Source organism: Piscirickettsia salmonis LF-89 = ATCC VR-1361, assembly GCF_000297215.2.
Taxonomy (GTDB): Bacteria; Pseudomonadota; Gammaproteobacteria; order Piscirickettsiales; family Piscirickettsiaceae; genus Piscirickettsia; species Piscirickettsia salmonis.
This window is the reverse complement of sequence record NZ_AMFF02000184.1, coordinates 4997-17350: the sequence shown is the minus strand read 5'-3', so window position 1 is coordinate 17350 and position 12354 is coordinate 4997. Positions and strand designations below refer to the sequence as shown.

Sequence of the window (12354 nt, the reverse complement as noted above, 5' to 3'; positions counted from 1 at the left end):
TGCGGGTTGTCACTTATTATTTTTACCCCCTTATTCTCCTGATTTAAACCCGATAGAGCATGTATGGTCACCGCTTAAAAATAGGGTTCGCATGAAGCTTGATCAAGATGAAATAAATTTAGAGACAGCGCTTAGTCAAGTAATGAAGTCAATGTCAGAAACTATTCGTTGAGTGCTATACAACACCCGACTCTATGAGCCAGTCAGCAATCGACCAGGCTCTAAGAGCTGATTCAAAGCCACCTAAAATCTTCTTCATAGACGCTTTGTAATCGAAATCACTTTTTTAAGAAAACATCAGCACTAGCTACTTTACTGCAATACGCTCAATTTTAGACATATTAGAAAAAGCCATCAGCTTTCACACGTTTTTGATTGGCTAAACCCCATATAATTTCCACCCTCCTTCCTAACTGATTTATATTTTAAGATATAAAAATTGAAAATTTATATAATCATACACTGATATCAACAGCATGAAAAAAACAGCAAAAAATTAATGTAATCATAAAAAACACAAAATATTATTATCAAATAATATTATCTTTTACCAATCAAATATAAAACACCAGAGATAAATTAATTAATCGGCACATATAATTTTCAAACCAACTAAAATTAACAAAAATCTTAATAAATATTATTGACATATTAACAATATATGTTAATTCTGATAATTAACTAGACCAAGTAAAAAAATAAATATTTTTGTTAAATTTTTTTAACCTTATCTGCTTTTATAAAGCAATTTTATTATCGCTCTGGGAGACCACGCTATGTTTAAAAAAAAGAATATCCATCTTCTTCTAATCAGTAGTTTAAGCTTAACAATAGCTTCAGTTCATGCAGAAACCTTACTTGTTACCATTCCAGGATCTGGAGGCCCAATGATGCGTGGGGCTCACGCATCATTTTCAACAATGATGCCTCAACAAATTACATTAATGAAGGTAAATTTATCACCAGAGCAAAAAGCTGAGAAAGTTTCCAAAATATCGAAGGCACTAAAAAGTACTCAGCAAACCCCTAATTTTAATATGCCAGCGATCGGCCATAGCACACAAAAACAATTAGATATGGCAGGCGTTCCCGTACATAACCAAGGCTCACACGGCAGCTGTGCCACATTTGCCAATGCAGGTGCTGTGGATGCTTATTTTGGGCTCACCAGTGCATACAATCAAATGAGTGAACTTTGCAATCTGGAGCTGGGAAAATACATTAACAACCCAGATGCTATGGGTGGCTGGGAAGGCTCGTGGGGGACGAAGGTCCTCGGGCAAATCACTACATATGGTTTTATGAGCAGAGACCAACAAAGCCAAATGATTGATGGGGCATATGTTTGCGGTGGTTTATTACATTACCCAACCTATAATGCAAAAGAAACAGGAAGCGATATGACACCTGAGGTTTTCCAGCAGTTTAGCGATAAACGCTTTACAGACAAAGATTGGCGTAAAATTCCGATTTATGGGAGTTTTACGCTGAGTATGGTAAAAAGAGCTCTTAATTTAGGCCATAGGGTCACATTAGGCTCACTGCTTGCCGTTGTGCCCAAAGGATCAACAAAAGGAAGACCTGGCGACCTCGTTATTGGTGGCTCGTATAATGGCGCCCCTGATGATGCCTGGGTGATGATTCCTGAAGTAAAAGAGTTTGTTGAACAAGAGTCCTCTGGCGGCCATGAAATGATTATTACCGGATATAATGATAATGCCTGTGCAGAAATTACCTTTGGTGTAGGCAGTGGCAAGCAACAATGTGGTCTTTTAACCTTGCGTAACTCATGGGGAGAGAATGCAGGTGATCACGGTAATTACTATATGACCTATGACTTTTTTAAAGTCATGGTTATGGAAGTACAAGAGATAGGGCGTAAACAATAATAATATAAGGCAGCCCTCGCTAGGAAGGCTGCTTAAATTTAACTACAAGCATTTCTTGGACTTTTCATTAAACACCCTTAAAAATTCTGGATCTTCTTTAAGATAACGATGAGACATATACAGCCCCATCGGCTTATGAACTACTTTTATTTCTTTGACCTGATCAAAAACCCTCAGCCTCTTTAAATACTGATAGATTGCGATATTACTGCCAAAGATAGCCGCTACACGCTCTGCTCTTAATATATTCACCAAATGGCTGATTTCCTGAGGTGGGTAATTAATAAAATTGTAACTATTTTTTTCTAACCAATGCTGAGAGTTAGATTTTTTCCAACTAGACACCTTTAGTGCTTTTGATTCAAGTTGTTTTTTTGAGATAGTTTTAGATTTTAATGTAAACCAACTCCAGTACTGATCAACAAATGGATAAGAAAGCGTCGCATATTGGTCTCGAGTTTTATTATGGCTAGCCGCAAAAAAACCATCAGCATATCCCACTTTGACATAATGCTGTGCTCTTGACCAGGAGACCACTTCAACATCATAGGCTTGCTGCATATGCTTAAAGATACACTGCAATGTTTGTATCACCGGACCCTTTAACTTGCCATCTTGAAGATAGTGAAACGGTGGCCGATCGTCCATGGTTAACTTAATTACTCGCTCAGCGCTATAACTAACATTTAGATTAAAACCGCATAAAGCAAGTACAAACATAAGGTTAATAAAAATCTTCATAACTAAAGCTGCAGATAAATAATAAGCATAGGCTTTTAGTATAATAGATATGTTTTTGAAAAAGAGCTGACTGACTCTCGGTTCATATTTTCCTAAAGCGATTTCCCCTGTACTACCAGTATTTACCCCATAACTTTATATTTTAATTAACAGACTAATTAGCAGGCTGTTTTAGCGCTTTTTTTATAGTAAGTTAATTTTTTCACCGCGACTTTAAAAAAGAAGCTCTATACTTGAGATTACTGGGGAGGGTCAGTTATGCCAGATATACTCGCAAGTGTTGATGCTAGAACACAACTTGTCGGTCATAATCGTCTAGAGATATTACTCTTTCATCTGGATGGTCAGCTGTTTGGTATTAATGTCTTTAAAATTCGAGAGGTTATTAATGTACCGCCATTAACGCAATTACCTAACTCGCATAAAGCCGTTATTGGTGCAACCAGTATTCGTGGTACAACCATGCCCGTTATCGACCTTAATAAAGCCGTCAATGATGAATATACCTATGATCTAGAAGATAAAGTTTTAATCATCACTGAATATAATCGCAGTGTACAAGGCTTAGTTGTTTATAAAGTAGATCACATTGTTAATGCGTCTTGGGAAAGTATTGTTCCACCCCCCCCAGCCACTGGCCGGGATCACTATATCACAGGCATAGCCAAAGACTTAGCGCAAGTAGACAACCGTTTAGTTGAATTACTCGATGTTGAACGTGTTCTTGGTGATATTCATGACGTTAGAGCAAAATTCAACACTGATGATCTTGATGATATGATCAGAAAAGTCGCTCACAAATACACCGTACTTGTCGCCGATGATTCCTCAGTCGCTCGCCGCCATGTTAAGCAAGTATTAGATCAAATTGGCGTTAATGTCATTATGACCGATGATGGACAACATGCACTGGACATTCTTGAGCATGATATTCCACGCACTGCAGGTGATGTTAGCCGTAAATACCTCATGCTTATTTCCGATGTCGAAATGCCAGAAATGGATGGCTACTCACTGATAAAAAACTGTCGAGAACATCCAGGACTTAAAAATTTGTTTATTATGCTCAACACATCGATTACTAGCGTTTTTAATGAATCAGATTCCAAAGAAATCGGCTGCAATGAGTTTGTTGGTAAAATCGACCCACATAAAATTTACAATGTCGTCAAAGAGCAAATTCAAATACGCATTAATAAAGCAAATAAGCAGTAGGCTAAACATTCCTAAATATGGTTTAATGCCCATACCATAGACTCATCTTATCAGGGCATTTACTATGACGTATCAGCACATGGATATAAACCAACATCCCCTTCAATGGCAACCTGGAAAAGTAGTGTGTGTTGGTCGCAACTATATTGATCATATTCACGAGCTTAATAATGCAACGCCAACCACACCGTTATTATTTATGAAACCGACCTCAGCTATGATTGATTTAACTACCCCCATCCAATGGCCCACTGCCTATGGTTCTTGCCACTATGAACTGGAACTTGCTTTACTGATCACTGAAACAGTTTCTAAACGACAGCCAGAAGAGATTCAACTCGAGACGTTTTACTATGGCCTTGCTATTGATTTAACCCTACGCGATTTACAAAACCAGCTTAAAGATAACGGTCACCCTTGGGAAAAAGCCAAATCCTTTGATGGCTCATGTGTTTTAAGCCCCTTTATGCACAGCCACCAAATAAAGCAACTTGATAATATAGAATTTAAATTATCGATTAATAATGAAATACGCCAACACGGCTTAGCTCAACAAATGATTACTACCATTCCTGAATTAATCAGCACAGCCAGTCAGTTTTTTACCCTAGAACCTGGTGATGTCTTTCTGACCGGTACGCCTGCTGGCGTTGGCCCACTCCACTCAAAAGATCAATTAAAACTCTATTTAAATGATTATTGCTTTAATCATACAATCACTGTTGCTTGAAATAATCCTAATATTATCTGAATAGGGCACTGTTGCAAAAAATTTAGATTTGAGTAGGGTGTAGCAATCAACGGAAGTTAAGAGGCACAAGAAAATAACCTTTCTGAAGTTCACTATAATTTTTCGCAACAGTGCCGATAAAATCATTGATTATTTATGGAGAAAATAAAAATAATATTTGTCGAAAATATGAATCTTAAATGTAGACAATATCTTATATAGATAGATTTTAATGAAAGACTGGCGGAGGGACAGGGATTCGAACCCTGGAAGGGCTATTAACCCTTGCCGGTTTTCAAGACCGGTGCATTCAACCGCTCTGCCATCCCTCCGTTCAGGACCAGCATATTACCCCAACCTTGCTCAAATGTGAAGCTATTTTTTGAATTTATTAGCTTTTCTTTATGAAAAGCGTTAAACACCGCGCTTGACCATTGGTCCTCTATTTACCATGCTTAACTGAGGAGGCCTTATGATTGAATTTCATCAAGTCAGTAAAATTTACCCAGGCAAACGTGTTGGCCTAAATAACATCAGCTTTAAGCTCGATCAAGGCGAACTCGCCTTTCTCACTGGGCATTCTGGTGCAGGAAAGAGCACGCTACTAAAATTAATTGCTCATATAGAGTTACCAACACTTGGAGAAATTATCGTCGATAAACGCAATGTCGCACGGATTCCACAGCGAGACCTGCCTTTTTATCGGCGCAAACTGGGCATGATCTTGCAAGACCCTATTTTACTTTATGACCGCAGTGTATTTCATAATGTTGCTTTGCCTTTAATTATGGCGGGCGTTAATCATAAAGAATTAAAAACACGCGTCAGCGCAGCATTAAGTCATGTTGGCATGTCCAAAAAGAGCCAACTGATGCCACGCGAGCTTTCTGCCGGCGAACAACAGCGTATTAATATTGCCAGGACCCTTGCGAATATGCCAAGTATTATTCTTGCAGACGAGCCTACTGGGAACTTAGACCCCGAGCTTGCGCGCACAATTATGCAATTGTTTCACACCCTCAGCCAAATCGGTGTCAGCATTATCATTGCTACTCATGATGTTAGCCTCGTGCAAGAGCATCAACAGCGTATTTTCCACCTTGAGCAAGGAGCCTTAGTCAGTGACGAAAAAAGCCCCGCCAAATCCCAAATTGCCGCCGAAAAATAACACAACACTTTGGCAATGGCTAAAGTTTCAGCTCGTCGCTTGTAAGCTCAGCCTCTCTAAGCTTGCCGAACACCCTTGGGGCTTTATCATTACCAACTGTGTTATTGCTTTAGGCTTAAGCTTGCCCATTATTTTGTTTTTATTACTTAAAAATATCAGCCCATTGCAAAGCTCATTAACAGGCACCACGCAAATTTCGGTCTTTACCCATACCAAAGCCACCGATCAACACATTAAAACCCTTGGTAAATTACTAGAAAAAAACCCAAACCTTAAACGTATTGACTATATCGGCCCCAAAGAGGCTCTCGATGAGTTTAAAGCCTTTGCAAGCTTTCAACTTGCCATTAAATCACTTGCCGAAAACCCATTACCTGGTGTTTATGTCGTCGAACCTAAAGATCACTTTATCGAGCAACACCAACTAACGCGCTTAGCCAAGCAGCTCTCACAGTTAAACCATGTAGAATCCGTCCAACTCGATCTCGCTTGGGCCGAGCGCCTGATGCGTTTTACCACACTCAGTAAACGTATATTTTTTAGCGTTAGTATATTGCTTGGCTTAGCATTAACCTTAATTATCTATAACAGCCTCAGGTTATTATTAAACCAAAGCCACGATGAAATTCGTATTATGGCCATATTAGGTGGCACCCGTCATTTCATTCAACGCCCGTACCTTTACTTAGGCGCTTTTTACGGCTTTACCAGCGCATTACTTAGCCTACTCATTATTCAATTAATCTATTGGTGGCTGAAAGCGCCAGTAGACTCATTCTCTCGCCTCTACTACAGTCAAATGGGCTTACAAAATATCAACCTACTGGAAGCTGGCATATTAATCATTATCAGCATGTTGCTCAGCAGCCTGAGTGCCTGGCTAACCACCCGGCATTATCTAAAAAAATTACAATTATGTTAAAAACCAAATAATACATACTGCCCTCTAGGCTTCTATATCTATTCTATTCCATTTCAAACCCATACTTGATTAGTTTTTCTTGGCTATTTTCATGAGTATGCTTAAGAAAAACCGCAGCTTGTCTTCTCACCTCTACTTCAAATTTGTTAGTGTCAGTAAATCCACCAGCTTTCATTTCTTCTTGCTGCAACTGTAAAGCAAACGTCCAATCACTATCTATTAATAATTTTTTCTGAGCCTGCTCGTCATCTTTAAGATCATCAAAGTCATCCTCATCAAAAACCATAGATTCAAATTTCTCAACCTTATGTGCGGCAGCAAGCGCATGTTGCAATAAAGGCTCTTGTAGCTTAACAACGTCTTCTTGATTTAATGTTTGAGGCTCAATATCCGTTTCAGCCAAAATCGCCAAGGTCTTTTGCAAAGAGTCAGATTCCATTAATATCTGACAATTATTACCATCTAATAAGTCCTGCTCACCTAGAAATGAAATCGCCCAACGCATATCCTTATTTGCTTCATCGTCAATAAGGTCTAAGATTTCATCAATAGTATTCTCAAACTCACTCTCTCCCAGCAAGCCCGCGTCATAAAGAGAGCCCAATGCATAACGATAGCTGCGAGATTTCATAATCTTCTGCCAATTGCCAGAATCAAGCTCTCCCATATTGTCTAAAGCCTGAGCGGCTTTCAGCAAGAAATCATCCTTTTTAAGTTCCTTTTCCACTTTATCATTATACAAATTATTTTTTCTTAGGAAGCTTTCTAGCTCTTTCTTATTGTTTATGGCCATACTCATTTAACCTACAAATCATTATTATTACTGCCGATCATATTCACATAACCACCTGATCGTTTCTACTGTGAATCAAACTCAATATTTAAGTACTCAATAAGTTTATGCGCATAAAAAAGCCCCCTAAAATAGAGGACTTAAAAAAATGCTGACACCTAAAAAAACAAGGTAAGCAAGCTCGTAAAAATCAGGGTGATTTTAATTTAATTTTAATTCACTATAGCCTGAAGTATCAGCACCCCTCTCAACCACCGACTCTTCAGTAAGTTCAATATTATTTAAGGGAATCAACTTATTTTTCTTAATAAATTTATGGATAATAACTAAAACTAAAAACAAAACAATGCCACAATAGTTAATAATAAACCCTGAGAAGCTCGCCTCGTTATTGATAATGTCCATTACCTCTTGGCCAATTAAAATAGCAATAATCAAGACCATCGCAGTAATCGGCGCAAATGGAAACCAGCGTGACCGATAAGGCAATTGATTTACGTCTTTCCCTTGCAATAGATAGGCCCGACGAAAACGGTAATGACTTAAACAAATACCAAACCAAGCAATATAACCAGCATAACTGACCATATTCACTAACCAGCTAAATATTAGCCCACCATGATAAGTTGACGCTAAAATCAACACCACACTAATTAAAGCGGTTACAATCACACCGATAACCGGCACACCATATTTATTCACCCGCTGAAAAGACCCTGAAGCTTCCTTCGCTTTACCCATATGCCATAACATCCGTGACGCTGTATACATACTGGCATTGGCTGCAGATAAAATCGCTGTAATCACCACAAGATTCATTAACGATGCGGCAAACTTAATTCCTGCATTTTCAAATACAATTGTAAACGGACTACTTGCAACACTAGAGTGAGCATTCACTAGATTGCTATCCGTATAAGGAATCAAAAAGCTAATCACTGCAATCGCAAGAATATAAAATAAAACGATACGCCAAAACACGGTTTTTACCGCTTTGGGAATGGTTTTCTTCGGCTCATCGGCTTCTCCTGCAGCAACCCCCATCAGCTCAACCCCTTGAAACGAATATCCTGCAATTAAAAAGACACTGAAAAAGCCAAACAGACCATGATGAAACGGCGCATCACCTAAGGTAATATTATCAAAGCCTACGCTCCCCTGTGAGCCAACTAAACCAAAAATCATTAACGTCCCCACAGTAATAAAAATAATCACCGCAGCCACTTTAATAAAAGCAATCCAGTATTCAACTTCACCATATAGCTTCACTGCCACAAGGTTAATCGCCAAAATCAGCAAGAAAAATAGCGCACTCCAAATCCATACATCAACATGCGGAAACCAAAACTGCATGACCAAACCGGCAGCAATCACTTCTGAGGCCACCACAAACACCCAGTTAAGCCAATAGTTCCAACTCATAGCAAAGCCAAACGAAGGGTCTACATATCTGGCAGCATCATCGCAAAATGACCCTGTCGTTGGTGAAAATGCGGTTAGCTCACCCAAGCTGGTCATGACAAATAATACAATGACAGCAACCAGCAAATAACCCAATATAGCGCCTCCCGGGCCACCACTATGAACCGCCCCCCCGCTCGCCAATAATAACCCCGTTCCTATCGTTCCCCCCAGTGCCAACATAATTAAGTGGCGAGGCTTTAAGTTTCGTTGCAATGTTTGATTCGTTTCCATGCAATACCCTATTCAATAAAAAAATGAAAAATGCAAAACAAAAAAGTAAATTTAGTAAAAATAATCGCTGTAATAATAACTAAACTAAAAACAATGGATAAAATCAGATATCAACTAAAAAAGTATTTAATCCTTCACCCTTATTATGGCTCTCGGGTTTTCGGTCTTTAAAAGCTAGTCGATAAAAAGATAAGCGATTTAGTCGCAATGATAATGAGAGTGATGTCGATGCAAAGACAGGGAAGGATAAGGATGAAGATAATGATGATGAGAAGGAACAACAGCTAAGATGGGAGTGATACTGGTGTTTTGAGGGTCTCTGCTTCTCATTGTTAAAGCCTTTTCTTAAGTCTTGCTCTATGTATTAGTATTATTAATAAAAACGCTATACAGCTCCTCATACTAGCGAAAAGGCTTCATGGGTGCAAGAGGTGATTGAGCCCTAAGGCGCAATCATGTTGGCAGGATTAACCGCCTGGTCAAATTCATCTGCATTTAAATAACCCAGTTTCAAACAAGCTTCTTTTAAGCTACTGCCTTCTTTATGTGCTGTTTTAGCAATCATAGCCGCCTTGTCATAACCGATCACCTGATTCAGTGCCGTCACAAGCATTAAAGAGTGCTTCAAGAAGTAGTCAATCCGTTCATTATTTGCCTGAAGCCCTTCGATACAGAACTCTTTGAAGCTGCGTGATGCATCGGCCAGCAACTGAATTGAATGAAGTACATTATGGACCATCACCGGTTTAAAGACATTTAACTCAAAATTACCTTGGCTACCCGCAAAGCCAACTGCCGCATCATTGCCCATCACCTGCACACACACCATGGTCATCGCCTCACATTGAGTCGGATTGACTTTACCAGGCATAATCGATGAACCAGGCTCATTTTCAGGCAAAATTAACTCACCCAAACCACAGCGCGGGCCAGAACCTAACCAACGTACATCATTGGCAATTTTCATCAATGCAGCGGCCAATGTCTTCAAAGAACCACTGATTTGTACCATTGCATCATGCGCGGCAAGCACAGCAAACTTATTCTCAGCTGAACTAAATTTTAAACCGGTTTCTTTAGCAATAAACTTAGCGGCTTTCTTTGCAAATTTAGGGTGAGTATTTAAGCCCGTGCCAACAGCAGTGCCCCCCAATGCAAGCTCATATAAATGAGTTAAGTTATTTTCAATATAACCAATCGCCTGATTAAGCTGCGTTACATAACCTGAAAACTCTTGACCTAAGGTTAACGGCACAGCATCTTGCAAGTGGGTACGGCCAATTTTAATAATATGTTGATATTCTGTTTGCTTATCAGCAATCGCATCACGCAGCGCTTTTATTTCAGGAAGCAGGTGATGAACAATGGTCTCTACTGTCGCAATATACATCGCTGTTGGAAAGGTATCATTCGATGATTGAGACATATTGACATGATCATTGGGGTGAACCGGATCTTTACTGCCCTTTTCTCCACCCGCGATTTCTATCGCTCGATTAGCAATTACTTCATTACTGTTCATATTGGTCTGTGTGCCACTACCGGTTTGCCATACGCGTAGAGGAAAATGAGCGTCAAGCTGGCCACTGATCACCTCATCTGCGGCTTGGACAATTAACTTGGCTTTTTCTGCTGGCAATTTATCTAAGGATTCATTCGTCAGCGCCGCCGCTTTTTTTAATACGCCAAGCGCACGAATCATCGCCCGTGGCATAATATCGTGACCAATGGCAAAGTGATGTAACGAGCGCTCGGTCTGAGCCCCCCAATACTTATCGCTTGCAACCTCAATCTCACCCATGCTATCGGTTTCTATACGCACTGCTTTTATCATTTTTATCACCTTTTTTCAGCGTTGATTTATATAAACTCTGCCTAGAGTAAAGCGCACCGCCTATAAATTCAACCCAACACAGTTCAGCAAAAAATAATTATCACAAATAACTTGATAATGATTATCATTTATATTAATATTGCAACTGTTCAACGGCAGCTCTATCATGCAGGTAGAGATTTTACCTCCCCTCAATATGGGGAGGACTTTTACCGCCAAGCCCCTCTCCCACAAGTTTATTTCTTTAATTCCAAATAGTTATAAAGCGCATTTTTTTGTTATAGATGACAAAAAAACAGAGATCTCACACACAACACAGATCAATTCTCTTTTTTATTTCTGTAAAACCACAGCTATTCCTTAAGTGAACCTTAAGAAAAATAAACACAAGGTTCCTTAAAAAATTATTGGTATGGAGACCTCTAAATGAGAAAACTAGCACTAGCCCTATCGTCTATTCTTGCAATCACAACCGCAGCGACATTAACACCCGCCATTGCTGCTGACCGTACTAACTTAACTATGAGTGCAATTGTTATCACGCCATTGAATATTGTCCAAACCCGTGCGATGAACTTTGGTTACATCTATAAACCCGCTTCAGGCACAGCAACAAAACGATCAGCTGCACTCTTTAGAGTCACCGGTGAAGGCAATGCCAATGTCCGCATCAGCCATGCACCAGCGGCAATCATCGCCAATGGTCCTAATCGACTCACTGTCCGTTTAAGTGGCGCTGGTACCAGCCGACTACCTGCCAGTGGTGCAATGACTAAAGCAATTGGCGGTTCTGTCACTGTGGCAAGTACAACGGCTAAGGGACGTTATGTTGGCTCAACCGTGGTAACGGCAAGCTACTTATAAGCATGATCGATTCTAACCACTCAAGATTATATTTAATCTAAATGACAATGACTAAGCCGCGCCATAGCTTACCTCTTAAGCTATGGCGCAATTATCTCAGTTTTAATCAATTCCAAACAATTTTTCAAAAAAAAGCCAAATAATTTCAGTGTTTATTATTAGTCTAAGCAAATATTATAGAAAAATAGGCATAGAGCCTGCATGCAATAAGATCAATGATAGTTATGATAAAAGGAAAGTTATCATGAAAAAATCAAGCATCCTATCCAGCCTATTGCTATTTACATTCAGCCCAGCTTTTACTTTTGCAAATACTAACATTTCTCTAAACACTTCTGCCCACATTATTGCTCCAATTACCTTAGAAATAGAGCAACTCGAGTTTGGTACGCTTATCAAACCTCAATCAGGCCGAACTAATCATGAAGCGGCACTGTTGCGAAAAATTATAGTGAACTTCAGAAAGGTTATTTTCTTGTGCTCTCTGCTTAGAATTAAGCAGC

Annotated in this window: 12 protein-coding genes and 1 tRNA gene; 8 read left to right on the top strand and 5 right to left on the bottom strand. The window is 39.4% G+C overall.

Annotated features, from left to right (window positions below):
• Together C200_RS15570 and C200_RS13060 are read left to right on the top strand one after the other, a co-directional pair.
• Positions 1–172, top strand: a 172-nt coding sequence (locus C200_RS15570) for a transposase (RefSeq protein WP_033923692.1), incomplete at its 5' end; no start/stop codon positions are given.
• A gap of 604 nt (positions 173–776) precedes the next feature.
• Positions 777–1889, top strand: coding sequence for a C1 family peptidase (locus C200_RS13060; protein ID WP_016211662.1), 1113 nt, complete (start codon positions 777–779; stop codon positions 1887–1889).
• 42 nt (positions 1890–1931) lie between these two features.
• Here C200_RS13060 and C200_RS13055 read toward each other — a convergent pair whose 3' ends face one another.
• Positions 1932–2630, bottom strand: coding sequence for a substrate-binding periplasmic protein (locus C200_RS13055; RefSeq protein WP_032126810.1), 699 nt, complete (start codon positions 2628–2630; stop codon positions 1932–1934).
• A 258-nt stretch (positions 2631–2888) separates the two neighbouring features.
• Here C200_RS13055 and C200_RS13050 point away from each other — a divergent pair, with 258 nt between their 5' ends.
• Positions 2889–3845 (top strand): chemotaxis protein, encoded by a 957-nt coding sequence (locus tag C200_RS13050; RefSeq protein WP_016211661.1) that lies wholly within the window; start codon positions 2889–2891, stop codon positions 3843–3845.
• 64 nt (positions 3846–3909) lie between these two features.
• A complete protein-coding gene (locus tag C200_RS13045; RefSeq protein ID WP_016211663.1) occupies positions 3910–4575 on the top strand; it encodes a fumarylacetoacetate hydrolase family protein in 666 nt (221 codons plus the stop codon).
• Between the two features lie 241 nt (positions 4576–4816).
• Here the strand turns inward: C200_RS13045 and C200_RS13040 are convergent.
• Positions 4817–4907 (bottom strand) — tRNA-Ser (locus C200_RS13040).
• 140 nt (positions 4908–5047) lie between these two features.
• On the opposite strand from C200_RS13040, the gene C200_RS13035 reads away from it, so the two are divergent.
• Both C200_RS13035 and ftsX read left to right on the top strand, forming a co-directional pair.
• A complete protein-coding gene (locus C200_RS13035) occupies positions 5048–5743 on the top strand; it encodes a cell division ATP-binding protein FtsE (protein WP_016211244.1) in 696 nt (231 codons plus the stop codon).
• Complete coding sequence (ftsX, locus tag C200_RS13030; protein ID WP_016211242.1) at positions 5697–6665, top strand: permease-like cell division protein FtsX; 969 nt, start codon at positions 5697–5699, stop codon at positions 6663–6665. Before C200_RS13035 ends, ftsX begins: the two co-directional genes overlap by 47 nt.
• Positions 6666–6708: 43 nt before the next feature.
• Here ftsX and C200_RS13025 read toward each other — a convergent pair whose 3' ends face one another.
• From C200_RS13025 to fumC, 3 genes are all read right to left on the bottom strand, one after another.
• The gene (locus tag C200_RS13025) at positions 6709–7458 is read right to left on the bottom strand and encodes a hypothetical protein (protein WP_129556456.1); all 750 of its coding nucleotides are present in this window, start codon (positions 7456–7458) and stop codon (positions 6709–6711) included.
• A gap of 201 nt (positions 7459–7659) precedes the next feature.
• Positions 7660–9153, bottom strand: coding sequence for an amino acid permease (locus C200_RS13020; protein WP_016211238.1), 1494 nt, complete (start codon positions 9151–9153; stop codon positions 7660–7662).
• Positions 9154–9595: 442 nt separating this feature from the next.
• Positions 9596–10987 (bottom strand): class II fumarate hydratase, encoded by a 1392-nt coding sequence (gene fumC / locus C200_RS13015; protein WP_017375826.1) that lies wholly within the window; start codon positions 10985–10987, stop codon positions 9596–9598.
• A gap of 426 nt (positions 10988–11413) precedes the next feature.
• On the opposite strand from fumC, the gene C200_RS13010 reads away from it, so the two are divergent.
• Together C200_RS13010 and C200_RS16240 are read left to right on the top strand one after the other, a co-directional pair.
• Entirely contained in the window at positions 11414–11851 is a 438-nt protein-coding gene (locus tag C200_RS13010; RefSeq protein WP_016211235.1) for a DUF4402 domain-containing protein, read from the top strand.
• Between the two features lie 244 nt (positions 11852–12095).
• Positions 12096–12354: hypothetical protein (locus C200_RS16240; protein WP_033923816.1), on the top strand; the 259-nt coding region annotated here is incomplete at its 3' end.